The organism is Streptomyces sp. 2-1, from assembly GCF_048564895.1.
Taxonomy (GTDB): Bacteria; Actinomycetota; Actinomycetes; order Streptomycetales; family Streptomycetaceae; genus Streptomyces; species Streptomyces phaeochromogenes.
On the sequence record NZ_CP183383.1, the window covers coordinates 10636622 to 10661983 of the forward strand.

General features: G+C 70.6%; 23 protein-coding genes. 11 read left to right on the forward strand and 12 right to left on the reverse strand.

The features are described from left to right. The first annotated feature begins 155 nt into the window (after nt 1–155). From ACN20J_RS46455 to ACN20J_RS46465, 3 genes are all read left to right on the forward strand, one after another. On the forward strand, nt 156–1073 hold the full coding sequence (locus ACN20J_RS46455) for an SGNH/GDSL hydrolase family protein (protein WP_189842955.1): 918 nt from the start codon (nt 156–158) through the stop codon (nt 1071–1073). A gap of 117 nt (nt 1074–1190) precedes the next feature. Continuing rightward, the gene (locus ACN20J_RS46460; RefSeq protein ID WP_361886873.1) at nt 1191–2552 is read left to right on the forward strand and encodes an NAD(P)/FAD-dependent oxidoreductase; all 1362 of its coding nucleotides are present in this window, start codon (nt 1191–1193) and stop codon (nt 2550–2552) included. A gap of 198 nt (nt 2553–2750) precedes the next feature. Beyond that, nucleotides 2751–3179, forward strand: coding sequence for a cupin domain-containing protein (locus ACN20J_RS46465; RefSeq protein ID WP_189843102.1), 429 nt, complete (start codon nt 2751–2753; stop codon nt 3177–3179). 33 nt (nt 3180–3212) lie between these two features. Here the strand turns inward: ACN20J_RS46465 and ACN20J_RS46470 are convergent, their stop codons facing one another. From ACN20J_RS46470 to ACN20J_RS46495, 6 genes are all read right to left on the reverse strand, one after another. After that, nucleotides 3213–4106 (reverse strand): Gfo/Idh/MocA family protein, encoded by an 894-nt coding sequence (locus tag ACN20J_RS46470; RefSeq protein WP_190229870.1) that lies wholly within the window; start codon nt 4104–4106, stop codon nt 3213–3215. A gap of 147 nt (nt 4107–4253) precedes the next feature. Further along, entirely contained in the window at nt 4254–6323 is a 2070-nt protein-coding gene (locus ACN20J_RS46475; protein ID WP_419668405.1) for an iron ABC transporter permease, read from the reverse strand. Nucleotides 6324–6374: 51 nt separating this feature from the next. Further along, nucleotides 6375–7355: an iron-siderophore ABC transporter substrate-binding protein gene (locus tag ACN20J_RS46480; protein WP_189842951.1), complete on the reverse strand. Its 981-nt coding sequence runs from the start codon at nt 7353–7355 to the stop codon at nt 6375–6377. Beyond that, entirely contained in the window at nt 7352–8221 is an 870-nt protein-coding gene (locus tag ACN20J_RS46485) for an ABC transporter ATP-binding protein (protein ID WP_419668406.1), read from the reverse strand. Before ACN20J_RS46485 ends, ACN20J_RS46480 begins: the two co-directional genes overlap by 4 nt. A gap of 79 nt (nt 8222–8300) precedes the next feature. After that, the gene (locus ACN20J_RS46490; RefSeq protein ID WP_419668407.1) at nt 8301–8864 is read right to left on the reverse strand and encodes an MSMEG_1061 family FMN-dependent PPOX-type flavoprotein; all 564 of its coding nucleotides are present in this window, start codon (nt 8862–8864) and stop codon (nt 8301–8303) included. Nucleotides 8865–8935: 71 nt separating this feature from the next. Continuing rightward, nucleotides 8936–9691 (reverse strand): class I SAM-dependent methyltransferase, encoded by a 756-nt coding sequence (locus tag ACN20J_RS46495; RefSeq protein ID WP_419668408.1) that lies wholly within the window; start codon nt 9689–9691, stop codon nt 8936–8938. Between the two features lie 168 nt (nt 9692–9859). Between ACN20J_RS46495 and ACN20J_RS46500 the strand changes: the two genes are divergently transcribed. Further along, nucleotides 9860–11011: an acyl-CoA dehydrogenase family protein gene (locus ACN20J_RS46500; protein ID WP_190229865.1), complete on the forward strand. Its 1152-nt coding sequence runs from the start codon at nt 9860–9862 to the stop codon at nt 11009–11011. Between the two features lie 41 nt (nt 11012–11052). On the opposite strand, the gene ACN20J_RS46505 is transcribed toward ACN20J_RS46500, so the two are convergent. The 6 genes from ACN20J_RS46505 to ACN20J_RS46530 all read right to left on the reverse strand — a co-directional run bounded on the left by ACN20J_RS46505 (nt 11053) and on the right by ACN20J_RS46530 (nt 18196). Continuing rightward, nucleotides 11053–11601 (reverse strand): PaaI family thioesterase, encoded by a 549-nt coding sequence (locus tag ACN20J_RS46505; RefSeq protein ID WP_419668409.1) that lies wholly within the window; start codon nt 11599–11601, stop codon nt 11053–11055. 16 nt (nt 11602–11617) lie between these two features. Next, the gene (locus tag ACN20J_RS46510; RefSeq protein WP_419668410.1) at nt 11618–12592 is read right to left on the reverse strand and encodes an LLM class flavin-dependent oxidoreductase; all 975 of its coding nucleotides are present in this window, start codon (nt 12590–12592) and stop codon (nt 11618–11620) included. Then, the gene (locus ACN20J_RS46515) at nt 12589–15198 is read right to left on the reverse strand and encodes a GNAT family N-acetyltransferase (RefSeq protein ID WP_419668411.1); all 2610 of its coding nucleotides are present in this window, start codon (nt 15196–15198) and stop codon (nt 12589–12591) included. The genes ACN20J_RS46510 and ACN20J_RS46515 overlap by 4 nt, the downstream gene beginning before the upstream one ends. 35 nt (nt 15199–15233) lie before the next feature. Next, nucleotides 15234–16313, reverse strand: a complete 1080-nt coding sequence (locus ACN20J_RS46520) for an amidohydrolase family protein (RefSeq protein WP_189842943.1) — start codon at nt 16311–16313, stop codon at nt 15234–15236. Between the two features lie 85 nt (nt 16314–16398). Continuing rightward, entirely contained in the window at nt 16399–17361 is a 963-nt protein-coding gene (locus ACN20J_RS46525; RefSeq protein ID WP_419668412.1) for an electron transfer flavoprotein subunit alpha/FixB family protein, read from the reverse strand. A 73-nt stretch (nt 17362–17434) separates the two neighbouring features. Beyond that, on the reverse strand, nt 17435–18196 hold the full coding sequence (locus tag ACN20J_RS46530) for an electron transfer flavoprotein subunit beta/FixA family protein (RefSeq protein ID WP_419669080.1): 762 nt from the start codon (nt 18194–18196) through the stop codon (nt 17435–17437). A gap of 174 nt (nt 18197–18370) precedes the next feature. On the opposite strand from ACN20J_RS46530, the gene ACN20J_RS46535 reads away from it, so the two are divergent. From ACN20J_RS46535 to ACN20J_RS46565, 7 genes are read left to right on the forward strand one after another with little or no spacing between them, the layout of a single operon-like run. Next, nucleotides 18371–19696: a phenylacetate--CoA ligase family protein gene (locus tag ACN20J_RS46535; protein ID WP_361912948.1), complete on the forward strand. Its 1326-nt coding sequence runs from the start codon at nt 18371–18373 to the stop codon at nt 19694–19696. Continuing rightward, complete coding sequence (locus tag ACN20J_RS46540; protein ID WP_419668413.1) at nt 19696–20442, forward strand: hypothetical protein; 747 nt, start codon at nt 19696–19698, stop codon at nt 20440–20442. The genes ACN20J_RS46535 and ACN20J_RS46540 overlap by 1 nt, the downstream gene beginning before the upstream one ends. 2 nt (nt 20443–20444) lie before the next feature. Beyond that, the gene (locus tag ACN20J_RS46545; protein ID WP_190229858.1) at nt 20445–21356 is read left to right on the forward strand and encodes an SDR family oxidoreductase; all 912 of its coding nucleotides are present in this window, start codon (nt 20445–20447) and stop codon (nt 21354–21356) included. 1 nt (nt 21357) lies between these two features. Next, nucleotides 21358–21864: a Zn-ribbon domain-containing OB-fold protein gene (locus tag ACN20J_RS46550; protein WP_419668414.1), complete on the forward strand. Its 507-nt coding sequence runs from the start codon at nt 21358–21360 to the stop codon at nt 21862–21864. Then, complete coding sequence (locus ACN20J_RS46555; protein WP_419668415.1) at nt 21861–23009, forward strand: thiolase family protein; 1149 nt, start codon at nt 21861–21863, stop codon at nt 23007–23009. The genes ACN20J_RS46550 and ACN20J_RS46555 overlap by 4 nt, the downstream gene beginning before the upstream one ends. Nucleotides 23010–23028: 19 nt before the next feature. Further along, the gene (locus ACN20J_RS46560) at nt 23029–24249 is read left to right on the forward strand and encodes an acyl-CoA dehydrogenase family protein (RefSeq protein ID WP_419668416.1); all 1221 of its coding nucleotides are present in this window, start codon (nt 23029–23031) and stop codon (nt 24247–24249) included. Continuing rightward, nucleotides 24246–25361: an acyl-CoA dehydrogenase family protein gene (locus ACN20J_RS46565; RefSeq protein ID WP_419668417.1), complete on the forward strand. Its 1116-nt coding sequence runs from the start codon at nt 24246–24248 to the stop codon at nt 25359–25361. The genes ACN20J_RS46560 and ACN20J_RS46565 overlap by 4 nt, the downstream gene beginning before the upstream one ends. Nucleotide 25362: the final 1 nt, after the last annotated feature.

Here is a 25362-nt window from a genome sequence, read left to right on the forward strand (position 1 = left end):
ATCCACGGCGCGAACCCGTTCCTCCTCCGTCCCACGCGCCGCTGTCCTGACGCGCCTCTGTCCTGAGGGCGAACTGGCCGGTATACAAGTTCAGTCACCACGCAACGGCGCGCCGTCGGCGTCCCGGATCGCGGTGTTGGACCCAGGGGGGAACCTTGAAGAACCGTCGCACCCAGTCCGGCAGCACGGCCCCGAACCGCCGACGGGCGACCGCCGTGGGAGCGGCGGTCAGCGGCTGCGCCCTCGTCGTCGCGTCCGCGGCACCCGTCGCGGCGCACGGCGGAGGGCACGGCCGGGGCACGGACTACGTATCGCTCGGAGACTCCTACACCTCGGGGCCGGGGATCCCGACGCAGGTGGACGCGAACTGCGCCCGCTCCGACCACAACTACCCCTCGCTCGTCGCCGCGGAGCGCAGAACGTCCACGTTCAAGGACGTGAGCTGCGGCGGCGCCACGACCGAGCAGATGTGGAAGGCGCAGGGGACCAACCCTCCGCAGCTCAACGCCGTCCAGCGGGACACCGACCTGGTCACCGTCCAGATAGGCGGCAACGACATCGGGTTCAGCTCCATCATCGGCACCTGCGCCCAGCTGAGTTCCCAGGACCTCTCGGGGGACCCGTGCAGGCGCCACTTCACGTCCTCCGGGGTCGATCAGCTGACGCTGCGGATCCTCGAAACGGCACCCAAGATCACCCGCGTGCTGCGGGCCGTGCACGCCAGGGCGCCGCACGCCCGCGTGCTCGTCGTCGGCTACCCCGCTCTCCTGCCGGACGACGGCAGCGGCTGCTACCCCTCGGTGCCCTTCGCGGCGAAGGACTTCCCCTATCTGCGCGACACCGGCAAACGCCTCAATCTGATGATGCGCGTGGTGGCGCGGTTGAACGGGGCCGAATACGTTGACACGTACGGACCCACGATCGGACACGACATGTGCAAGGCCCCGGACATCCGCTGGGTCGAACCGCTGCGACCGGCTTCGCCGGCGGCGCCGGCCCACCCCAACGCCAAGGGCGAGGCGGCCATGGCACGTGCCGTGCTGCGGAGCCTGAGCAAGGGGCAAGGGCACTGACGGGCCTCCCACGAGGAGTGCGTCCACTCGCCTCATCGGGGGATCACCACGTGCGAAGGGGGGACTCAGGGGGCAGAGGGACCGTGGGAAGACAGAACGTGCGCGGCCGGTGAAGGGATGGACATCGTGGTACGACCGAAGATCCTGGTGGTGGGAGCGGGCTTCGCGGGAGTCGGATGCGTCCGGCGCCTGGAGCGCCGACTCGGGTCCGACGAGGCCGACGTGGCGCTGGTGACACCGGTCTCCTACCAGCTCTATCTGCCCCTGCTCCCACAGGTCGCCTCCGGAGTGCTGACCCCGCAGTCGATCGCCGTGTCGCTGCGCCGCAGCCGCAAGTACCGCACCCGCATCATCCCCGGCGGTGCCATCGGTGTGGACCTGAAGGCCAAGGTCTGCGTCGTCCGCAAGATCACGGGCGAGATCGTGAACGAGCGGTACGACCACATCGTGCTTGCACCGGGCAGTGTCACGCGCACCTTCGACATCCCGGGCCTCACCGACAACGCCCGCGGCATGAAGACGCTTGCCGAGGCCGCCTTCCTCCGCGACCACGTCATCTCGCAGCTCGACCTCGCCGACGCCAGCCAGGACGAGGCCGAGCGGGCGGCGCGCCTTCAGTTCGTGGTGGTCGGCGGCGGCTACGCGGGTACGGAGACCGCCGCGTGCCTGCGGCGCCTGACACAGAACGCAGTCAAGCGCTACCCGCGGCTCGACCCGAAACTGATCAAGTGGCACCTGATCGACATCGCACCGAAGCTCATGCCCGAACTCGGTGACAAGCTCGGCCGCAGCGCCCAGGAGATCCTGCGCAAGCGAGGCATCGACATCTCACTGGGTGTCTCCATCGCGAAGGCCGGCCCGGACGAGGTCACCTTCACCGACGGCCGGGTGATCCCGACCCATACGCTGATCTGGACCGCCGGAGTCGCGGCGAGCCCTCTCATGGCCACCCTGGGCGCCGAGACGGTCAAGGGGCGGCTGGCCGTCAGCTCGGAGATGTCCCTCCCCGGCCACGACGGCGTCTTCGCGCTCGGCGACGCCGCCGCCGTACCGGACGAGGCCAAGGACACGGAGGGCGCCGTCTGCCCGCCGACCGCTCAGCACGCGATGCGCCAGGGCAAGCACGTAGCCGACAACGTCATCGCGTCGCTGCGCGGGCAGCGGATGACGCCGTACGTCCACAATGATCTGGGACTGGTCGTGGACCTAGGTGGTCTCGACGCCGTGTCCAAGCCGCTCGGTTTCGAGCTGCGCGGCCTGCCCGCCCAGGTCGTCGCCCGCGGCTACCACTGGTCGGCACTTCGCACCAATGTGGCGAAGGTCCGGGTGGCGACGAACTGGGCGCTCAACGCAGTGGCCGGTCACGACTTCGTGGCTACCGGACTGCTGTCCCGTTCGTCCGCGAAGCTACGGGACTTCGAGCACACGAACGCGTACTTGACCCCGGAGCAGATCCGGGAGCGCACCGAGACCGGGTGACGCGAGGGGCGCGAGCGACGTGGGACGGGCACCCGAGTGACCCGGAGCGATCCGGGCCACCGGGTGTGGACGGCGATACGCGGGGGCAATGAGCCTGTCGGGCCCAACTCGTCGGAAAAGCCGACGAGTTGGCCGATCCGGAGGAGGATCCACGTGAGCAGCACGTCTCGGCTGGGCAAGGTCCGCAGAACGTTCGTCATGACCGGCTGCGCGGTGGCACTGGTCTTCGGGTCGACGTCCGCGCTCGCCACTCCCGGCAGTGGGGTGACCGGCACGATCCTCGCCCAGGGCACGTCGGCCGGAACCTTGAAGGTCAAGGCAAAGGGGCGCACGGACGTCATAGTCCGGTCCATCACCATCGCGCCGGGCGGTACGACCGGCTGGCACTACCACCCGGGCCAGCTCATCGCAGTCGTCAAGTCGGGCACGCTCACGCGCACGCTGCAGGACTGTTCAGTGGAGGTCAGCCAGGCGGGCACATCGTTCATCGAGCCGGCCGGGTCCCGTCACGTCCACGTCGGCCGCAACCTCGGGACCGAGCCGGTCGAGTTGTACGTCACCTACCTCGTGCCCAAGGGCAGCCCGCTGTCACTCGACGCGGACGCTCCGGCGTGTGCCGGGAGTTAGGCACACGCCGGAGAATTCGGTTCCGTAGAGCTCTCAGCGGACCTGGGGAGCCGTGCCCAGCTGCGCTTCCGCATCCGTGAGGATCTCCGTCACCCGCAGGCCGAAGGCGGCGTCGCACGGATGCGGGCGACCGGTGCGGGCGGCTTCGAGGAGGGCGTCGGCAGCACGGGTGAGAGCCTCGACCGCCCCTTCGGCGGATCCCGGCAGGACGGTCACCCCGGCCTTGCCGCGCAGCTCGACGGCGGCTCCGGCGGCGGCGGGCGGGGCCGTCAGACTGAGAGTCAGGGTGCTCGACGCCCCGCTGACGTGGTGGAGCACCAGGTGAACGGTGTCCTTCGGGCCCCGCGCGGCGGCGGCCACCCGCTCGACGTCGCCGAGCACCGGCATCAGCACGGACAGGGCGTGCGGACCGACGTCCCAGAGGCCGCCCTTCTCCTGCCGCCAGGGCGACGCGGCGAACGGGCTGTCACTCGTGAACACGGCACCGAGCCACTCGGCGCGCGCCGTGAACCAGCCCTCCGTGGCGGCCTGATCGGCGATCCAGGCCTGGATCTCGGGCTGGAAGCGGCTGGTGAAGAAGACGACCGAGGCGACCCCGGCCTGCTCGACGGCCTCGACGACGGCACGCCCCTCCTCCACGGTCGCCGCGAGAGGCTTGTCCAGCAGCAGATGACAGTTCGCCCGCGCGGCGCGCGCCGCGAGCGGTGCCTGCACCGACGGAGGCAGGGCGATGGCGACCGCGTCCACCTCGGCGAGGAGGGCGTCGACATCCTCGTACGCGCGCGTCCCGTGACGGTCGGCCAGCGCCTTGGCCGCGTCGGGGTTCCTGCCCCACACCCCCACGAAGTCCAGTTCGCGATGCCCGCTCAGGGCGGGAGCGTGTGCCATGTCGGCCCAGGGCCCAGTACCGAGCAGTCCGATGCGCATGCCGCCACCTCTCGTCGTGCCTGTCTCGTACGGTGGCCGCCGTCCGTGATCGTCCGGCCCCACCCGGAGTGAGCTTTTCACGCAGGCCCGGACGCTGCCCAGCCCCACCCACCGCAACGGTCACCGCGAGCACCCGGTCCCGCGCGGCTAGCGCCGGCTTCGTACCAGCAGGTAGAGGAAGTACGGCGTGCCGATGACCGCCGTCATCAGGCCGGCGCCCAACTGGGCGGGGGCGATGACCGTGCGGCCGAGGAGGTCGGCCGTGCAGACGAGTGCGGCGCCGAGGAGGACGGCGACCGGCACCATCCGCACGTGCCGCCGGCCCACCAGGGCACGTGCCGCATGCGGGGCCACGAGGCCCACGAAGCCGATGGTGCCCGCCGAGGCGACGGCGGTCGCGCTGAGCAGGACGCTCACCACCAGGAAGCCGAGTCTGGCCGGGGACAGCCGCAGGCCGAGGAGGCGCGGGGTGTCCGCGTCCAGGGAGATGAGGTCCAGCTCGGTGCGCCGGGCGACCGCGACGACAAGGCCCAGCACCAGCACGAGCGCGACGGGCAGGACGTCCGGCATGGTCCGGCCGTACGTCGAACCGGACAGCCAGGTCAGTGCCTTGGTGGCGTTGAACGGGTCGGTGAGCACGATGAGCAGGCTGACCAGTGCCGTCGTACCGGCGGCCATGCCGATGCCGACCAGGACCAGCCGGTTCTGCTGGTAGCCACCCCGGGCGGCCAGCCCGAAGACGATGACGGAGGTGATCGCGGCTCCCGCGAACGCGGCTCCCGCCACACTCCATGTGCCGGCGACGGGCACGGTGGTGACGAGGAGTACGGCGCCCAGCGCGGCTCCGCCGGACACGCCCAACACCCCCGGCTCCGCGAGCGGGTTGCGGGTCACGGCCTGCACCAGCGTGCCGGCCAGGGCGAGCGCCGCGCCCGCGCACAGGGCCGCGAGCACCCGGGGCATCCTGGTGTCGAGAACGAAGGACACGGTCTGACCGGCCCGCCCCTGCGCCCAGTTCACGACATCGCCGAGCAGCAGCTTGCTGTCGCCCAGCAGCGCGCCGGCGATCGTGACGCCGACGACCACGGCGACAAGTACGGCCAGGGTGACCAGGAACGCCGCCCGGCTGGGGATGCGCAACCGGTCCGGTGCCTCGGCCCCGGACGTGTCCCGCAGTCGCAGGGCCATCACCACCAGGAACACGGCGCCGATGAGGCTGGTGACGACGCCGGTGGGGACGGCGACGGCCGTGTCCGAGGGAACGAGGGCCCGCAGCAGCACGTCCGAGCCGAGGACCAGCCCCGCGCCGACCACGCCGGCCACGGGCAGGTTGGTACGGGTGCGGACAAGGCCCCGGAACCGGCGGGCGAGCGGACGCACCAGGGCCGGTGCGCACAGGCCGACGAAGCCGATGGGCCCGGCGAGCGTGACCGCCGCCGCGGACAGCAGAGTTGCCAGTACGACCACGGTCACGCGGGTGGCGCGGACCGGGACGCCCAGTCCGCGCGCGGCGTCGTCACCGAGGGCGAGTGCGTCGATCCGACGGGCGGTCAGCAGCAGGCCGACGAGTCCGATCAGGGCGACGGGCAGCATCTGCAGGACGCCGTCGAAGCCGTTCTGGCTGATGCTGCCCTGGTTCCACTGGTACAGGCCCTCGGTCTGCTCGGGGAACAGCAGAAGCAGGCTCTCCGTCATGGAGGTCAGGCCCAGCGCCAGCGCGGTTCCGGCGAGGACCAGCCGTACGGTGCCCGTGCCGAGGCCGGACAGGGCGAGTACGACGGCCGCGGCCAGGAGCCCGCCGGTGAAGGCGACCCCGGAGGAGGCGAGCAGCGGGAGCGAGACGCCGGTGGCGCCGACCAGCCCGAGCGCCAGATAGGAACCGGCGTTCACCGCGAGGGTGTCGGGAGCGGCGAGCACATTGCGGCTGACGGCCTGCAGCACGGCGCCCGCCACGCCGAGGATGACGCCGACCAGGATGCCGGCGGTCATCCGCGGCAGCCGGGAGGCGATCACGACGGACGCGTCGGACGGATCGGCCTGCCCGGTCAGGGCCTTGAACACCTCGGCCGGTCCGACGGCCGCGGTGCCCTGGGTGATGTCGACGACGGCGAGGACGGCGACCAGGAGGACGAGCCCGGCCGCCACCGCGACCGCGCCCGTCCGGGACGCGGTCGTCGGCGGACGGGTGACGGCGGGAGGCGTTGCGGTGACGGCCATGGCTCCGTTACTTCGTCTGCTTCTGCTTCTGCTTCTTTTCTTTCTCTGCGTCTACTTCGTCAGCGCGTCGACGACGGCGTCGATGTACGCCTCCATCGACTGGGGGCCGCCGAACATCCAGATGCCGTCGGGCAGTCGGTGCACCTTGTCGGCCTTCACGAACGGCAGGGACGTCCACACGGCGTTCTTCGCGAGCGCGCCGGTGAAGGGCGTGCTGCCCTTGTCGTCGTCGTTGCCTATGTAGGCGAACTGGACGTCCTTGGGCAGGGCGGTGAGGCCCTCGACGTCGGTGGTCCCGAGGCCGTAGGCCGCGTCGCCCTTGACCTTCCAGGCGTTCTTCAGGCCGATCTGCTCGTTGACGGCCCCGATGAGCGAGCCGCTCGTGTACGGGCGCAGGGAGACCTGGTTGGAGGTGACGTAACCGTCGGCGAAGGCGAAGTCCGTGCCGTCGAGGCCGGCGTCGGCCAGGGCCTTCTTGCCCTCGGCGACCTTGGCCTCGAAGTTCGTACGGGCCGTCCTGGCCTTGTCGGTGGTGCCGGTGGCCTTGGCGATGAGGTCGAGGTTCTCCAGCATCTGACCGACCTGGTCCGAGGCGTCGGCGGACTTGATGCCCAGCACCGGGGCGATCTTGCGCAGCTGCTTCACGGCCGCGGGCGGCAGGTCGGAGGAGGCCACGATGAGGTCGGGCGAGAGGGAGGCGACGGTGTCCATGCTCGGCTCGCCGCGCGTGCCGATGTCCTTCGGCTCGTTCTTCAGCGGGACGGCGGTGTCCCAGGTCTTGTAGCCCTTGACGTCGGCGACGCCCACGGGGTCGACGCCGAGCGTGATGAGGCTCTCGACCTCGTTCCACTCGGTGGCGACGACCTTGGTGGCCGGGCCGTCGAGCTTGAGCTTCGCGCCGGTGCCGTCGGTCAGGGTGATGGCCTCCGACTTCTTCTCGGTCTTGTCCGCGGCGGGCTCGGTGGTGCCGCAGGCGGCAAGGGCGAGTGCCGCGGCGGTGGTGGCGGCCGCGGTGAGCAGGAGGCGTCTCATGAGGTGGAGCCGAGCCTTTCGGTTCGAGTGTTGCGTGTGTGGTGGCGGCCGATCGGGCGGGTGCGCAGTCGGCCGGTGAGGGGGTCTGTGTCGACGTCGATCCGGATGCCGTAGACAGTCGTCAGGCGTTCCGGTGTGAGGACGTCCTCGGGCAGGCCGTCGGCGACGATCCGGCCCGCTTCGAGCAGCGTGATCCGGTCGGCGATGGCCGCCGCCTGGTCGAGGTCGTGCAGGACGACTCCGACGGCGATCCCGTGGTCGTCCGCCAGGTCGCGGATGAGGTCAAGGAGTTCGATCTGGTAGCGCAGGTCGAGATAGGTGGTCGGCTCGTCGAGCAGCAGCACGCCGGTCTCCTGGGCGAGGCAACTGGCGAGCCACACTCGCTGCAACTGGCCGCCGGACAGGTGGTCGGCGCCCCGCTCGGCGAGGTCCGTGACACCGGTCAGGGCGAGCGCCCGGTCGATCGCGGCGGATGCGTCCGGATCGGGACGGCCGAAGCGGCCCCGGTACGGGTAGCGGCCGAACTCGACGACGTCCCGCACGGTCAGTCCGCTGGGTGTGGGGCGGCCCTGGGTCAGCAGGGCGACGTGGCGCGCGAAGTCACGGGCGCTCAGGGCGAGGCCGTCGGTGTCGCCGTCGATCCTGAGCGTGGCGTGACGGCCCCGCTGCAACCGGGCGATCGTCCGCAGGAGCGTCGATTTGCCGCTGCCGTTGGGACCGACCAGAACGGTCACCTCGCCGGGCCGGAGCGCGACCGCGGCGTCGTGTACGACGTCGACGCCGTCGTACGACACGGTCACACCCGTGGCCGACAGTTCATGACCGCGCAGACGCGGGGCGTCTGCTGCTTCTTCACCAGATCTCACGCGGTGAAGGTTAGCCTAACCTAAATTGATCTTGAAGAGAGTGTCCCGGTATCTGCTCAGAGGGCGCCCGCGTACCGGCTCAGCCGGTCTGCCAGGACGCCGGATTCCACACTCCCGAGCGGCGCAGTGACTGCGGGCAGTGCAGGTAGATCTCGTCGATTTCCAGGACCAGGGCCAGTGTGGGTCGCTGGTCGTCCAGCTTCATGGCGTCGAAGAACGGGGCATCGGTGAGGATGCGGGCCCGGCCGTTGACCCGCAGGACCTCCTTGCTGCCGGGTATCAGGTACAGCAGACCGGCATGCGGGTTGCTGAGAATGTTGTGGAAGCTGTCGCCGCGCCGGTTGCCCGGCCGGTCGGGCAGGGCGAGCGTGCCGGAGTCGATGACGTGCGTGAACCCCGGGGCGTCCCCGCGCGGGGAGACGTCGCAGTTGCCGCGCGCGTCGGACGTGGCCAGCAGGCAGAAGGGTGAGCGGGCCACTATGTCCCGGTCCTTGTCGGTGAGTTGGTCGTGAACCTTCTCGATCACGATGGGCCAGGGCTCACCCAGCAGCTCGCGCAACTCGGCGCTCGACTCCAGCTCGACCCAGCCCTCCTCGGTCGCGGCGTCCGGCCCGTTCCCGGCGATGTCGATCGTGTGCGGCAAGGCCGACTCCCAACGTGTGTGCGTCCAGCAAGTGGTTACGCATGGGGCATTGTCTTGAAGTTAGGCTTACCTTACTTTGCGATGATCGGTCGCACGGCGGTCAATCCGCACCGGTACGGCTCGTCGAGCTCGCCGTCGGGGAAGAGCCGTGCCAGCGCGGTGCGGTTCGCGCCGAGGAGTTCGGCGCGCTCGGCGGGGTCCATGATCACGAAGTGCGAGTGCGTGGCGAGGTTGCGGATGTGCTCCTCGACGGTGATCCGCCGTGACCAGGTGATCTCGCGGGTGGCCACCCGGACCGGGAACGGGGCGAACAGCTCGGCCACCGTCGTCGGGAAGTCGCGGGTGAAGGGTGCGAGCCGGTCCTCCTCCGCCGCGACCCACGGAACGCGGATGTCGGCCTGGTTCCACCACAGGGCCAGTACGCCGTGGGGGCGCAGCACGCGCAACGCCTCGGGGGTGGAGAGGGTCGGGTCGGTCCAGTGCCAGGCCTGTGCGTAGGTGACCACGTCGAAACTGGCGGCGGCGAAGGGCAGTCGGTTCCCCTCGCCCCGCACCAACGGGACCTCGGGCTCGGCCCGTCGTAGCTCCGCGGCCATACCGGCGCCCGGCTCCATCGCGACGACGCGGGCGCCGCGTTCACGCAGCAGTCGCGTGGCGATACCGGTGCCGGCTCCGCAGTCCAGCACGTCGGCGTCGGCCAGTGGTCGGCCGGTGAGCTCCTCCACGGCGTCGAAGAGGGCGGGCGGATAGTCGGGGCGGGTGGCGGCGTACTGCGCGGCAACGGCGTCGAAGGACAGGGCGCGGGGCTGGTTCGCGTGTAAGGCCATGCCTGCGATCTTTGCGGGCCGAGGGTGCAGTTGTCATCGGTCGACCCGCCCTTCCGGGGGTTCGGTGGAGTTGGTGCGGCCCTCATCTGTGAGTACCCGTCCTCGTCTCTATCCGCTAACATAGAATAATTAGATAGATGAATAGGCTAGTGGTGGCGAGGAGTGGCCGTGGACTTCGGGCTGACCGACGAGCAGGACATGTTGCGCGCGACGGCACGGCAGTTCGTCGCCGATGTGTGCCCGGCCGAGAAGGCGAAGCAGTGGGACGAGGAGGGCGTCGTACCGCCCGAGCTGTTCGGGGGCATGACCGAACTGGGTTGGTTCTCCCTGCCGTTCAGCGAGGACGAGGGCGGCGACGGCGGGGGGCCGCTCGAGCTCGTTCTGATCGCGGAGGAACTCGGGCGGGCCAGCTTCGACGTCGCCATGTGCTACATCGGCGTACTCATCCCGGGAATCACCGTGTTCCGGTGGGGCAACGAGGCACAGCGCGACTTCATCCGTGAGCAGGTCATGACCGGACGCCACCGGCTCGCCGTCGGCCTCAGCGAGCCGGACAGCGGATCCGACGCCGCCGCGCTGCGCACCACCGCGGAGGATCACGGCGACCACTTCCTCGTCCGAGGCCAGAAGGCATGGTGCACCGGCGGCGGGCTGCCCGACACGACCATCGCGACCTACGTACGCACGGGACCCCGCGAACCCAAGCACGGCGGCATCAGCCTGCTGCTCGTCGACCCCGCGACCGACGGCGTCGAAGTGCGCCGCACACCCACGCTGGCCCGGCACATCCTGGGCACCAACGAGGTCTTCTTCAACGACGCCCTCGTACCGAAGGAGAACCTCGTCGGGCCGCGCGACGAGGGCTGGAAGGTCATGCTCTCCAACATCGAACTGGAGAAGGTGATCATCAGCGGGGGATACCTGGGCGCCGCCCAGGCCACCCTGGACGAGATGCTCGAGTACGCGCGCACCCGGCACGCCTTCGGCCGTCCGATCGGCAACTTCCAGGCGCTCGCCCACGCGATGGCCGATCTGCAGACCGAGATCGACTCCGCCCGGCTGCTCGCGTACCGCGCCGCCTGGCTGCTCGCGCAGGGCAGGCCGTGCACCCGTGAGGGCTCGATGGCGAAGCTGAAGGGATCGGAGACGTACGTGGCTGCTGCCAGACTCGGAATGCAGGTCTGCGCGGGGCACGGTTTCTCGACCGAGAGCGTGATGAGCTTCCGCTACCGCGAGTCGATCGTCGCCACGATCTCCGGCGGGACCAGCCAGATCCAGCGCAACGGGATCGCCCGCAGCATGGGCCTGCGGTCCTACTGACCGACAGGCCCTCCCGGCGTCCTAGGCAGGGCCTGTCGGTCTCACCGGTCCTCGGCGTCTCCGGCCTGTTGTCCGGCCAGCCACTGCGCGTGCCGCACGTAGTGGCTGTGGTCGCGTGTCACCCAGATTCCGGAGGCGCGGGCGAGGACCGCTCCGCCCGGCGGCAGCGTCAACTCGCCCGCGATGTACCAGCGTGAGCCCTCCCTGCGATCCGCCCACACCCGAAGTTCCAGGGGGCGTTCCACCGGTACCGGCTTCACGAAGCTCACCGTCAGCTCGGCCGTCACGCTCATCACGCCGTGCAGCAACGGGAGATGGCCGAGGCAGTCGTCCAGGACGGCCGCCGTCCAGCCGCCGTGCGCGACATCGGGACCGCCCTCGTGGGAACGCGGACAGCTCAGCTCGAACCTCGCCGCACCGTCCTCGTCGAGCCGCTCGCGCTCGACGCCGAGTCGACAGGAACCGGCGGCGCGGCACCCACCGCACAGCGTCACGCCCCCGGTGGTCCGGGGTGGCTCCGACAGGCCCGACCCCGCCCAGTGCCCGTTCGGCGTCGGCGCGTCGGTCTCTCCGGTTCCCGTCGTCGACATGGTGGAACTCCTCGTGTCAGACATCGGCAAGCAGCGGGCGCAGCTTCCCGGCGATGAGCTGGACCTGGCGGGCGACCATCTCCTCGGGCATCCCGGCCAGTGAGGCCCACAGGAACACCCCTTCGACCGGCAACCCCGCCACGTACGCCTTGATGGCATCGGCGGTCTCCTGCGGTGTGCCGTACAGGAACTGACCCACGCCGGTCGCGCTCAGCCCCGTCTCCCGCCACTTCTCGGGGTTGATCGGACGGGGGGCGGGCTGGTCGGTCCCCTCCACCATGTACCGGCGGTAGCTGTCCCATTGGTAGGAGAGATGCTTGCGGACGACCGGCCAGTCGGCCTCCGGGTCCTCGGTGACGAACGTCGTGAACGACCCCTGCATCCGGCCCGCCGACACGTCGTAGCCGCTCTCGGCGAGTCCTTCCCGGTACGGCTCCAGCAGCGCGGGGTTGAGTGACAGCAGCCCGGTGCCCAGCCGGCCGGCCCGGCGGGCGCCCTGCGGGCCCTGGTAGCCGAGCCAGATCGGCAGCGGGTCCTGGACCGGGCCGGGGGTGACCAGGGACTCGGCCCACAACCCGCGGATCTCCCGCACCCGTTGGTCGGTTGTCGAGTAACGCTTCGTCAGATCGGCGTCGTACAGCCGGTATTCGGGCACGCGATAACCCGTGCCGAGTCCGAGGTCCAGGCGCCCGTCGCTGATGATGTCCACGAGCGCGGCCTGTTCGGCGATCTCGGGGGCCGCGTGCAGCGGTGCGGGGATGACCGCGGTACCGAGGCGGATCCGCCGGGTGCGGGCCGCTGCCGCGGCAGCCATGGTGAGCGGTTGCGGGAGGTATCCGTCCTCGAAGCCGTGGTGTTCGGAGAACCAGACCGAGTCGACGCCGAGCCGATCCGCCTCCTCGCACATCTCCAGCGCGAATCCGTAGACCCGGGACCAACTCTGCTGCCACGGCGGGGGATTGCGCATGTCGAAGTAGATGCCGACCCTCACGAGAGGCCACCTTTCCTTGTTTCGTCAGCGAGCCGGATCGTCGCGCGGGTGACGGCGACCCCGTCCCCGGGCGGCAGCAGCCGTATCGGACGCAGCTCCATCGCCTCGATCTCGGGCAGGTCCTCGACCATCGCGGAGATCCGCAGGACGGTCTCCTCCAGCGCTGCGAGGTCCACGCCCGGGCCGCCCACCCTGCCGTCCAGCAGCGGAGCGGCCCGCAGCGAGCGGACCATCTCCCGGGCGTCGCGGTCGCTGAGCGGGGTCACCCGGTGGGCGACGTCCGCCATCAGATCGGCGTAGTCCCCGGTGAGACCGAAGGCGACCACCGGGCCGAACACCGGGTCGGCGCCGACGGAGAGGAACGCGTCGAGCCCCGAGCCCGGCCCCGAGCCCAGCCCAGAGCTCGGCAGAGAGCCCGGCCCGGACCCCGGTCCGGTGTCCCGTACGGCGATCCCGTACGAGTCCAGCAACTCGGCGGCGAGACGCGGCGATACGGGGCCGGGGGCGCACCCGGCGAGCAGCGACCTGGCCCGGTCGGTATCGACTCCGGGGAGATCGGGGACGACACCCGCGGGGGTACTCCGCCACGCCTGGTAGGCCGCCGCATGCCCGAGCGAGGCCGCCGCCGACTCGGGGAACGCGTAGGTGGGGACGACGAGTTCGCCCCGATGAAGGAGATCGGCGACGCCCGCGCCACCAAGGAAGCTGGCCACCACCGGCTTGGCGGGCGCGGCCTCGGCCGCGTCGAGAATCGCCGCCGCCACCTCGTCGGGCTTGTCCGTCAGAGGAGGCATGAACAGGACGATGGCGGCGTCGATCCCGTCGTCCGCCAGTACGGCGTCGAGCGCCTGCCGGTAGTGCGCGGCGGTCGCCATGGGGGTGAGGTCGGCCGGGTTGGCGGCCTCCGCGCCTGGGCCGAGGGCCGCGCGGAGCTTCTCCCTGGTGCGCTCGCCGAGCGGGGGCACGCTGAGACCGCTCGCCGCGCACGCCCCGACGGTCAGCGCCGCGGGGCCGCCCGCGTTGGTGATCACGGCGACTCTGTTGCCGGGCGGGGGCGGCTGGTGGGCGAGCAGCAGCGCCGCGTCGAACAGCTCCTGGAGGCTGCGCGTACGGATCACGCCGGACTGGGCGAACAGCGAGCTCACCGCCGAATCCGATGGACCTGACGGATCCGCATGCCCCGCCCCCGTCGAATCCCCGCGACCTCCCGAGCCTCCGCGCCGTCCCGAGTCCACCTGACCCGTCGTCTGCGCGTGCCCTGCGTGCCCTGCGTGCCCCGGGTGGACCGCGATGATCGGCTTGCGCGGTGCGACCCGGCGGGCGATGCGTGCGAACCGGCGCGGATTGCCGAAGGTCTCGACGTGCAGCAGGATCACGGAGGTCTCGGGGTCCTCCTCCCACCACTGGAGCAGGTCGTTGGTGGACACATCCACGGCATGGCCCACCGATACGAAGCCGGAGAAGCCCAGTCGCAGTCGCCTGGCGAGGTCGAGCACCGCGAGCCCCAGTGGCCCGGACTGGCTGGACATCGCCACCCGGCCGGGCGTGGGCAGGGCGGGCGAGAAGGTCGCGGCCAGCCTCGCCGCGGGCGTCGTGTTGACCACGCCCATGCAGTTCGGGCCCACCAGCCGCATCCCGGAGGCCCGGGCGAACCGGGACAGCTCCAGCTCGGTCGTCCGCCCGGCCGCGCCGGTCTCCCCGAAGCCGGTGGAGACGACGACCACCGCCTTGACTCCGGCCGCCGCACACTCCCGTACGACCTCGGGCACCGCCTCGGCCCGTACGGCGATCAGCGCCAGGTCCGGCGGCTCGGGCAGCACCCGGACGCTCGGGTACGCCCGGGCTCCCGCGACCTGCTCGGCCCGTGGATTGACGGGGAACACGCTGCCGCGGAAACCGCCTCGCAGCAGGTTGGCCACGAGCTCGTGGCCGATCGTCAGGGGGCGCCGGTTGGCGCCGATCACCGCGACCGACCGGGGTTCCAGGAGGGGGCGCAGGGATCGTCGTACGGCCGTGTGCTCGCGGCGCTCGGCCCGGGCGACCGCCTGGGCCTGCGGGTCGACGGCGATGTCGAAGTGGACGATCTGGCCGGGCGGTCCGGACTCGACCCGGTAGCCGGAACCCAGGAAGACATTGATCATGCGGGTGTTGTCGACGAGGACGTCGGCCTTGAGGACCCGGATGCCCCGGGCGCGGGCGGCAGCGGCGATGTGCTCCAGAAGCAGCCTGCCGAACCCCTCGCTCTGGTCGTCGTCCCGGATGGTGAAGGTGACCTCCGCGTGTTCCGGGTCCTCGGTGTCACGTACGTAGCGCACCAGACCGGCGATCTCGTCGCCGGCCAGCGCGACGAGTGCCAGCTCGTTGAGGTAGTCCACGTACGCGCCGCGCCGGATGACGTCGTCGCGTGCCCGGATCACCGGGCCGAGCGAGCGGTAGGCCAGGGTCGCCCGCGACAGGCCGCCGACGAAGGCGACCAGACGGTCGGCGTCCTCCGGCCGGATGGGCCGGACGAAGGTCGACCGCCCGGTCCTGACGAGTCCGGGCTGTTCCAGGTCCTGGGGATACGCGGGCTGTTCCGGGTCCTCGGGATACGGGGGAGTGGTCACTGTCTCGTCCGGAGTCCTCGCGTCGCCGACGCCGCTCAGACGGCCGCCTCCTGGGGAGTCTGCTCGGGCAGCCGGAACAGTTCGTTGAAGGTGCCGCGGGTGACGCGCTCGCGGATCTCGTCGGACACGCCGTCGAACAGCTCGTGCAGCGTGGACTGCGTGTGCCCGTACGTGCCTTCCAGGTGGGGGTAGTCGTCGCCCCACATCACATTGCGGTAGCCGGTCGACTCGACGATCTCCACCGAGCTCTTGTCGTGCTGGAAGGAGGCGTACACCTGCTGCCTGATGATCTCGCTGGGCAGCCGGCTCAGCTTCGGCCGTACGAACATGCCGTGCTGGCGGTAGGCCTCGTCCATCCGGTCGCCGATGGCCGGCACCCAGCCGGCGCCGCCCTCCGCGATGAGGATCTTGAGGTCGGGGTGACGGTCCAGGGCACCGCCCGCGACCATGTGCGAGACGACGCGCATGCCCGGGTAGGTCGTCTCCATGTAGTTGACGACGGCGCCGCCGGGTCCGCGGAAGACGACGTTCTCGCCACCCGTGCCGATGTGGAAGCCGAGTACGAGACCGGCCCGCTCGGCCGCGGTCCACAGCGGCTCCCACAGGTCGAGGCCGTACTCCTCACCGGGGCGGGTGGAGCACGGGAGGAAGACCGACTGGAAGCCCAGCTCCGCGACCCGCTCGACCTCGGCGACCGCGTCCTCGACGTTGGTCGTCGAGACGCAGGCAGGAGTGATGATGCGCTTCTGCTTCCCGAGGACCTCTGAGTGTGCCCAGTCGTTCCAGGCCCGGACGGTCTCCCGGGCGAGCTCCCGCTCGGTGATCGAGCACAGCCAGAACCCCATGGAGGGAAAGGCGAGTTGGCCCCAGACACCCTCCTGGTCCAGGTCCTTGAGCCGGACGTCGAGGTCCCGGGCGCCCGGCGGTCGCATGGCGTCCATGAAGTCGTTCAGCTGGCGGTCGATGCGCTCGCCGTCGATGTAGAGCACTTCGTACTTGTCGCCGCGTTCACTGCGCGGCGCACGGTCGGCGAGGCGCGGCGGCAGCGCCTGGATCCAGAGGTCGTCGGGTTCCATCACGTGGGAGTCCCCCGAGTTGACCCAGATCTTCGTCATGGCGCTCCTTCGGGTCAATTGATGCAATCAGTTAGCTATTTTAGTCGTATCGGCCTCCGGGTGGAAGGCCGGAAGGGGGAGGAGATCAGCTTCGGCGCCGCTCGATCTCCTCCACCAGCTGCGGGAGCACCTGGAAGAGGTCCCCCACGACGCCGTAGTCGGCCAGCTCGAAGATGGGGGCGTCCTGGTCCTTGTTGACCGCGACGATGGTCTTGGAGGTCTGCATGCCCGCGCGATGCTGGATCGCCCCCGAGATGCCGGCGGCCAGGTAGAGCTGCGGGGAGACCTGGGTGCCCGTCTGGCCGACCTGGTGGCTGTGTGGATACCAGCCCGCGTCCACGGCGGCGCGGGACGCCCCGACGGCCGCGCCCAGGGTGTCGGCGACGCGTTCGATGACCGCGAAGTTCTCGGCGCCGTTCACACCCCGGCCCCCGGAGACCACGACGTCGGCCTCGGTCAGCTCGGGGCGGTCACCGCGCTCCCTCGGCGAGCGGGACAGGACCTTGGCGGCGGCGGAGGCGGGCCCGAAGGTGACGTCCCACTTCTCGACCTCGGGTGTGACGGGGGCCGGTTCGGGGGCCGCGGCGTTCGGCTTGACCGTGATCACCGGGATGCCCCGGGTGACATGAGCCGTCACCTGGTACGTCGCCGCGAACGCGGACTGCTCGGTGACCGGGCCGTCCTCGCCCGCGGTGACGTCGACGGCGTCCGTGATCAGCCCCGACTCCAGGCGGAGCGCGACCCGCGCGGCGGTCTCCCTGCCGTCCGGGTTTGAGGGCAGCAGGATCGCCGCAGGGCCGGTGCTGCCGGCGATCTGGGTGAGCGCGTCCACGGCCGGAGTGACGAGGAGTTCGTCGACCTCGGGGGCGTCCACCACGTAGACCTTGTGCGCGCCGTACCGGCCGAGCGCCTCGGTCGCGGAGTCCGCGTTCCGCCCGAGGAAGACGGCCGACGGTTCGCCCAACCGGCGGGCCAGAGTGAGTAGTTCGAGGGTCGGCTTGCGAACGACGCCTTCGGTGTGATCGACGAGTACGAGGATCTCGGCCACGGTGATGCACTCCTCCAGTTGGAACGGTTCCGGGACGGTAGGTGGGGTGAGGGCGGTGCTGTGCGGGGCGTGGTCAGGCGAACTTCTTGGCCGTGAGGAACGCGGCCAGTCCGGCGCCGCCCGTACCGTCGTCGGCGACGATCTCCCCCTTGGAGCGCGGCGGGCGCCTGGTCGCGGTGTCCACGGCCGACCGTGCCCCGGCCGGGCCCACCTGCCCGGCGTCGATGCCCAGGTCGGTGAGGTCGAGGGTCTCCAAGGGCTTCTTCTTCGCGGCCATGATCCCCTTGAAGGAGGGGTAGCGGGCGTCGCCGGAGCGGTCGGTCACCGACACGACGGCGGGAAGTGTGCCCTGGACCCGGACGGTCGCGGAGTCGCCCTCGCGGCGGCCGGTGACCGTGCCGTCCTCGACCGTCAGCTCCTCGACATGGGTGACGGCTGGGACCCCGAGCCGTTCGGCCAGCAGCGCCGGGACGACGCCCATGGTGCCGTCCGTCGAGGCCATCCCGCACAGCACGAGGTCGAAGCCGTGCCGTTCGATCGCCCTGGCCAGCACGAGTGAGGTGCCGAAGGCGTCGCTGCCCTCGATGTCCTCGTCGCTCACATGGGTCGCCGAGTCGCCGCCCATGGCGAGCGCCTTGCGCAGGGCGTCCTTCGCGTCGTCGGGGCCGACGGTCAGGTAGCTGATCTCGGCGTCGACGCCCGACTCGGCGATCCGCAGGGCCTGCTCGACGGCGTACTCGTCGAGTTCGGACAGCAGGGAGTCGACCGACTCGCGGTCGGTGCTCCCCTCCTCGGTGAAGGTGCGGTCCGCCGTGGCGTCGGGCACGTGCTTCACGCAGACAACGATCTTCACAGTGTTCTCTCCGTGCTCTCCCGAAGGTCTAATGAGTGCTAATAGTTAACTATATGGATCGCGGGAGCGCGAGAGTCTCCCGAAAATCCGTCGAATTGGTTGACTGATTGTGCTGATAGCTGGAAGATCTGGGCAGCCGAGCCGCGAGGAGGCGCCATGGGCGGTGACAGGGACACCGGGGACAGGTACTTCGAGCCACAGGTGGAGACCATGCCCCGCGACCAGCTGAGGGCGCGGCAGGAAGAACGGGTCGTGGAACTCGTCGAGTACGCCTACGGCAACTCCGCCTTCTACCGCGAGCTCTGGGACGAGCACGGGGTGCACCCACGTGACATCCGCTGCCTGGAGGACTTCCGGGCGCGCATACCGTTCATCACCAAGGACATGGTGCGTGCCCACCGGGCCCGTACCGGCGATCCCTTCGGCGGTCTGCTCTGCGTTCCCGTCGAAGGGCTGACCTCCGTCTCCTCCAGCTCCGGCACCACCGGCGACCCGGAGTTCTTCGCCGAGATCTGGGAGGACGCACCGCCCCTGGTCACCGCGCAGGTGCGTGACCTCTGGGAGCTCGGCCTCAGGCCCGGGGACCGGGTGCTGAGCCCGCCCGGCACCTTCCGGAACCTCATGGACCCCGGCTACCAGGCGCTCGGCGCCGTGGTGATCGAGGTGGACACCTGGCTCGGGAAGATGAACGAGGTCGTCGACGCCCTGCGCACCTACCGGCCGGCCTATCTGCAGATGATGTATCCGCAGATGGTGGAGCTGGAGCACCTCGCCGAGACGACGGACCTCAAGGAGGCGTTCTCCTCCCTCAAGGGCGCCTCGTGCGCCGGACAGCCCCTCAGCCGGAAGATGCGCGAGCGGATCCGCGACGACTGGGGCATCGACGTCTACGAGTACACCAGCGCGGCCGACACCGGCACCGCCTGGGAGTGCCGGGAGCACGACGGCTTCCACCTCTGGGAGGACACCGTCTTCGCGGAGTGCGTCGAGGTCGACGAACAGGGCGGATGGCGTGACGTCCCGGAGACGGACCTCGGCGAACTGGTCGCCACCGACCTGGACAACCGGGCCGCCCCGCTGATCCGCTACCGCAGCGAGGACCTCGTCCGCCTCTCGGGGGACCGCTGCGGCTGCGGGCGTACCCACGCCCGGATGTGGGTGGCCGGGCGGCGCGGCGACGAGACGCTGGTCCAGGGTCGTTCCGTGGTCCTGCGCGACATCTGGCTGGCCGTGGAGGATCAGCCGGAGACGGCGTCAGGGGTGTTCCAGATCGTCCGGGACCGGCGCGAGGTCGACGAACTGCGGCTCCGCGTCGGCTACGACCCGGGACTCACCGCAGATGTCGACGCCCTGGCAGGGCGACTCGGCGAGGCCGTGCGCGAGCGGACCGGAGTCAAGCCGGTGCTCGACATGCGCACCGAGGAGGACCTGTTGAAGACCATGACCAGCGTCGCCAAGTTCCCCCGGGTGGTGAAGAGTTGATGGCCCGCGCCGACACTCTGGCCCGCGCCAGGACACTCGAACGGCCCGAACTGGCCTACCTCGTACGTTTCCCCACCGCCGACGGCATGCGGGACATGGAGCTGACCTGGGCGGAACTCGCCCGCGACACCGACTGGGTCACCGCGCGGCTGTGGGAGCACGGACTGGCCGCCGGACAGCGGGCGTTGCTGACCACCTCCGGCTTCGAGGGCTTCTGGGGTCATGCGGTGATCGGCGCACTGCGGTCGCTCAAGGTGACCTACGGCATCGCGGAGGCGATGGGCTGGGACCACCGCCGCACCTCGGTCTTCCACCGCGAACTGGACCCGCACGCGGTGATCGGCCTGTCGGCGGAGACCCTGGAAGGGCTCGCCGGAACGGCTGACCTGGGTGACATGTTCCGCTCGACGTCCCTCGTACTGGCCCGGCCCGCGGCCGTGCCGATACTCCGCGGGGTGGGTGTGTCCGCCTGTCTGATCTCCGCCGTGGGACCGGCTCTCGCGCTGGAGTGCCCCGAGCGGTGCGGAGCGCACGTCAACGGCGCCGAATGGCGGGTCGGCGAGCGCGCGGACGGACAGCTGTACGTCGCGGCGGGGGAAGGGCGTGCCTCGCTGCTCCCCGAGACACCGCTCGATATCGCGGGCCGTGTCGTCACCGGCAGGTGCGCCTGCGGCAGCGAGGACCCGCGCGTACTGCTCGGCGATGCCAACTCGCCGTATTCAGCGCCGTATTCAGCAAGGAGTTGAGGATGTCCGAAGGAGTGGTCGACGGCCGTGTCGTGGTCGTCACCGGGGCAGGCAACGGGATCGGCAGGGCACACGCCCTGGCGTTCGCCGCGCACGGCGCGAAGGTCGTGGTCAACGACCTGGGCGGCTCACGCGACGGAGGGGGCGCCTCGGCCGGGCCCGCCCAGACCGTGGTCGACGAGATCGTCGAAGCGGGCGGCGTGGCGGTTGCCAACACGGACGACATCTCCACCTGGGAGGGCGCCGGCCGGCTCGTCCAGCAGGCCGTGGACACCTATGGCGGCCTCGATGTGCTGGTCAACAACGCCGGCATCCTCCGCGACCGGATGATCGTGTCGATGACCGAGCGGGACTGGGACAGTGTGCTCGCCGTCCATCTCAAGGGCAGCTTCGCGACCCTGCACCACGCGGCCGCGTACTGGCGGGTGCGGGCCAAGTCCGGTCACGACAACGACGCCCGGGTGATCAACACGACGTCTCCGTCCGGCATCTTCGGCAACCCGGGCCAGTCGAACTACGGCTCGGCCAAGGCCGGTATCGCGAGCCTCACCGTCATCGCCGCGGCCGAACTCGCCCGCTACGGCGTGACGGTGAACGCCATCGCGCCCACCGCGCTCACCCGGCTGACCGAGGACATCGAGATGATGAAGCGGGCCGCCGAGAGCGAGGACCTGACCCCGGAGGCCATCTCGCCGCTTGTGGTGTGGCTGGGCTCGGCGGCGTCGCGCGAGGTCACCGGCCGGGTGTTCGGCGTCGTCGGCAACCGGATCACCGTACTGGAGGGCTGGGTCAACGGCCCCGGCGCGAGTGCCGAGACCCGGTGGACTCCGGAGGAGCTGTCCTCCGTCGTCCCGAACCTCGTGGCCAAGGCGGCTCCGAACGCCGACGCCCTCGGCAACCGGAACGGGGCGTGACATGACGACAACGCAACTACCGGTCACCGAGGGCCTGTTCACCTGGCCCTCCTCCGAATCCGAACCCCTCCGGCTCATCGGTTCCGAGTGCACGGCGTGCGGTCTGGTGAGTTTCCCGGCGGCCTCGGACTGCGTCAGGTGCGCGAGCGACGAGTCGAGGATACGGCTGCTCGCGGACCGCGGGACGCTGTGGACGTACACGACCCAGAACTTCCGCCCGCCGTCCCCGCCGTACGACGGCCCCGAGAACTTCGAGCCGTACGCGGTCGGTTACGTCGAACTCGTCGGCGAGCTGCTGGTCGAGGCCCGTCTCACCGAGCCCGACCCGGAGAAGCTGCGGATCGGGCAGGACATGCGGCTGACGCTCGTGCCCTATGCCGTGCGGGACGACGGCACCGAGGTCATGACGTTCGCGTTCGCCCCGGTCGAAGAGTCCGCCGAAGTCGAAGAGCCCGCCGAGGCCGGGAAGTTTGCCCAGGCAGAGCCGGTCGAGGAGGAGGCGTCATGACCGAGGCCGTCATCATCGGGGTGGGGCTCCACCCCTTCGGCCGGTTTCCCGGCAAGCCCGCCATGAACATGGGCGCGGACGCCGTGCGGCTGGCGCTCGCCGACGCGGGCGTGACCTGGCCGCAGATCCAGGGCGGTTACGTCGGCAGCTTCGAGGTCGCGAACCCGGACGCGATCGTCGGCAAACTGGGCCTGACGGGCGTTCCGTTGCGCGGTGTGTTCAACGGCTGCGCCACGGCCGGTACGGCGGTGGCTCTTGCGGCCCGGGCCATCGAGACCGGCGAGCACGACCTGACCATCGCCATCGGTATGGACAAACACCCGCGCGGCGCGTTCGCCGCGGATCCCTCCGTGGCCGGTATCCCCTCCTGGTACGGGCAGACCGGGCTCTTTCTCACCACCCACTTCTTCGGCATGAAGATCAACCGCTATATGCACGACCACGGCATCTCCCACGAGACGCTCGCGCGCGTGGCGTCGAAGAACTTCCGCAACGCGGCCGGAAACGAGAAGGCCTGGCGCCGAACTCCCCTCACACCGGAGGAGATCCTCGCCTCCCCGGTCCTCAACCACCCGCTCCGCCAGTACATGTACTGCGGCCCGGACGAGGGCGCCGCGGCCCTCGTGCTGTGCCGAGCTGACCAGGCCCACAAGTACACGTCCACGCCTGTACGGATCCGGTCCACCTCCCTGCGCAGCCGCAGGCTCGGCGCCTTCGAGGTGCAGAGCCCGTCGTTCCCCGTCGGGGAGCTCGTGGAGAGCCCGACCGTGGATGCCGCCCGCGAGGCGTACGAACGGGCCGGCATCGGACCCGAGGACGTCGACGTCGCCCAGCTCCAGGACACCGACGCCGGATCGGAGATCATCCACATGGCGGAGAACGGCCTCTGCAAGGACGGCGAACAGGAACGCCTCATCGCCGAGGGCGCCACCGAGATCGGCGGCCGGCTCCCGGTCAACACGGACGGCGGTCTGCTCGGCAACGGCGAGCCCATCGGCGCCTCCGGCCTGCGCCAGATCCACGAGATCGTGCTCCAACTGCGCGGCACGGCGGGCACCCGGCAGATCCCCGGCACACCGCGCGTCGGTTACACCCACCTGTACGGCGCGCCGGGCGTGTCGGCGGTCACGATCCTCTCGACCTGAAAGCAGCAGGGGACCCGCGATGGAACATGACATGCAGGACTTCACCGCCGAGGCGCGCCACTTCCTCGACGCACACGCGGCGAAGGCCCCCGACCGCACCGCCTTCACCTGGGGCGAGGGCGACGACACGATGGCGTACTTCAGCAGCCTCCCGCCGGAGGAGGAGCGCGAACACGTGCAACGGGCGAGGGACTGGCAGCGGATCCGCCACGAGAACGGCTTCGGCTGGATCACCGGCCCGCCCGAGTACGGCGGCCGTGGCCTCACCCCGGTCCACGACCTGCTCTACGACGCCATCGAGTCCGAGTACGACGTCGCGGACACCGGCACGCTGAGCGTGATCGGTCTGGGCATGATCGGCCCGACGATCCTCGCCCACGCCCAACCCCGCATCAAGGACCGCTGGTTGCCCGCGATGTACCGCGGGGACGCCATCGCCTGCCAGCTGTTCAGTGAGCCGGGCGCGGGATCGGACCTGGCGAGCGTGGCGACGAAGGCCGTCCGTGACGGCGAGGACTGGGTGCTCAACGGGCAGAAGGTGTGGACGTCGGTCGCCCAGCACAGCCAGATCGGCCTCGCGCTGGCCCGTACGAACCCGGACGCGCCCAAGCACCGCGGCATCACGGCCTTCCTGGTCCCCATGGACGCCCCCGGTGTCGAGGTCCGGCCGCTCAGGCAGATGACCGGCGGCGCCGACTTCAACGAGGTGTTCCTCACCGACGTTCGCGTCCCCGACGACCACCGCCTCGGCGAGGTCGACGGTGGCTGGACCGTCGCCCTGACCACCCTGATGAACGAGCGCGCGACGGTCGGCAGCGAGGGCGCGGGCCCGGTCGCCGCCGCCCTGTCCCCGGACCGGCTCTCGGCACTGATGCGTGCCACCTGGACCTGGGACGACCGCGCCCTGCGCGCCTGTCTCGCCGAACTCCTCGTGGACGCCATGGCCACCGAACACCTCAACACGCGCGCCCTGCGCACCCTGCGGGCCGGCGTCACACCTGGCCCGGAGAGGTCCGTCGCCAAGCTGATGTACGGTCAGAACCTCACCAGGGCCGCCCACTTCATCGCGGACTGCCTCGGACCCCGGCTCATCGCCGACACCGGCAAGTGGGGCACGTACGCCTGGTCCGAACTCCTCCTGGCCACCCCGGCGTTGCGCATCCTCGGCGGCACCGAGGAGATCATGAAGAACATCCTCGCGGAACGGGTCCTCGGTCTGCCGAAGGAGGCACGCGCATGAGCGCCGACGAAAGCGAGCTGAGGCAACTCCGGTCTTCCGTAAGGGAGTTCCTGGAAGCCAGGTCTCCTGAGGAAGCGGTCCGCAAGCTCATGGAGAGTGAGCCGCGCTTCGACCTCGACGTGTGGGCCCAAGCGGCCGACCAGCTGCGGCTGCCGAGCCTGGTGATCCCCGAGGAGTACGGCGGCGACGGCTTCGGCCCGGTCGAACTGGGCGTCGTCCTGGAGGAGATGGGCCGCGCCCTGCTCTGCTCACCCTTCTACTCGACGGTCGTGCTCGCGGTCCAGGCCCTGCTTGCCTCCGGCGACAAGGGCGCCTGCGCGCGTCATCTCCCCGGCATCGCGGCCGGGCGGACCACCGCGGCCCTCGCTGTCGCCGAGGACGGTGGCTCCTGGGACCCCGCCCTGATCTCCGCCCGCGCGGTGCCTGACGGGGACGGAGGCTGGCGGCTGAGCGGCCGCAAGTCCTTCGTGATCGACGGTACGACGGCCGAACTGATCCTCGTGGTCGCTCGTACCGTCGCCGGTCCGTCGCTCTTCGCGGTGGAGCGGACTTCCGCCGGTTTGGCAGCCGAACCGATGGAGACCCTGGACGCCACCCGCGCGATGGCCCGGCTGACGTTCGACGCCGTGCCCGCGACGCTCGTGGGCGCGGACGGGGCGGGCGGGCGCGTCATGACGAAGGTCCTGGACATCGCCACGGTCGGACTGGCCGCAGAGCAGGCGGGCGGGGCCCGTCGGTGTCTGGAGATGAGCGCCGACTACGCCCGCACGCGGCATCAGTTCGGCCGGCCGATCGGTTCCTTCCAGGCGGTCAAGCACAAGTGCGCGGACATGCTCGTGCAGGTGGAGCTGGCCGAGGCCGCGTCCCGCGAGGCGGCGCAGTTGGCCGCCGAGGGCGCTCCGGACTTCCCGGTCGCCGCCGCCGTCGCCCACGCGTGCTGCTCACGGGCCTACGTGTTCGCGGCCATGGAGAACATCCAGGTCCACGGCGGCATCGGTTTCACCTGGGAGCACCCCGCCCACCTGTACTTCCGGCGGGCCAAGTCCTCACAGCTGCTCTTCGGCGGCCCGGCGGTGTACCACGAGCGGTTGCTGGACCGGCTCGGCATCTGAA

What these genes read in the sequence shown, in the direction of transcription:
- ACN20J_RS46460 (WP_361886873.1), top strand. Translation starts at nt 1,191, where the DNA reads ATGGACATCGTGGTACGACCGAAGATCCTGGTGGTGGGAGCGGGCTTC.
- ACN20J_RS46465 (WP_189843102.1), top strand. Translation starts at nt 2,751, where the DNA reads ATGACCGGCTGCGCGGTGGCACTGGTCTTCGGGTCGACGTCCGCGCTC.
- ACN20J_RS46470 (WP_190229870.1), bottom strand. Translation starts at nt 4,106, where the DNA reads ATGCGCATCGGACTGCTCGGTACTGGGCCCTGGGCCGACATGGCACAC.
- ACN20J_RS46475 (WP_419668405.1), bottom strand. Translation starts at nt 6,323, where the DNA reads ATGGCCGTCACCGCAACGCCTCCCGCCGTCACCCGTCCGCCGACGACC.
- ACN20J_RS46480 (WP_189842951.1), bottom strand. Translation starts at nt 7,355, where the DNA reads ATGAGACGCCTCCTGCTCACCGCGGCCGCCACCACCGCCGCGGCACTC.
- ACN20J_RS46495 (WP_419668408.1), bottom strand. Translation starts at nt 9,691, where the DNA reads ATGGCCTTACACGCGAACCAGCCCCGCGCCCTGTCCTTCGACGCCGTT.
- ACN20J_RS46505 (WP_419668409.1), bottom strand. Translation starts at nt 11,601, where the DNA reads ATGTCGACGACGGGAACCGGAGAGACCGACGCGCCGACGCCGAACGGG.
- ACN20J_RS46520 (WP_189842943.1), bottom strand. Translation starts at nt 16,313, where the DNA reads ATGACGAAGATCTGGGTCAACTCGGGGGACTCCCACGTGATGGAACCC.
- ACN20J_RS46535 (WP_361912948.1), top strand. Translation starts at nt 18,371, where the DNA reads ATGGGCGGTGACAGGGACACCGGGGACAGGTACTTCGAGCCACAGGTG.
- ACN20J_RS46540 (WP_419668413.1), top strand. Translation starts at nt 19,696, where the DNA reads ATGGCCCGCGCCGACACTCTGGCCCGCGCCAGGACACTCGAACGGCCC.
- ACN20J_RS46545 (WP_190229858.1), top strand. Translation starts at nt 20,445, where the DNA reads ATGTCCGAAGGAGTGGTCGACGGCCGTGTCGTGGTCGTCACCGGGGCA.
- ACN20J_RS46550 (WP_419668414.1), top strand. Translation starts at nt 21,358, where the DNA reads ATGACGACAACGCAACTACCGGTCACCGAGGGCCTGTTCACCTGGCCC.
- ACN20J_RS46555 (WP_419668415.1), top strand. Translation starts at nt 21,861, where the DNA reads ATGACCGAGGCCGTCATCATCGGGGTGGGGCTCCACCCCTTCGGCCGG.
- ACN20J_RS46560 (WP_419668416.1), top strand. Translation starts at nt 23,029, where the DNA reads ATGGAACATGACATGCAGGACTTCACCGCCGAGGCGCGCCACTTCCTC.
- ACN20J_RS46565 (WP_419668417.1), top strand. Translation starts at nt 24,246, where the DNA reads ATGAGCGCCGACGAAAGCGAGCTGAGGCAACTCCGGTCTTCCGTAAGG.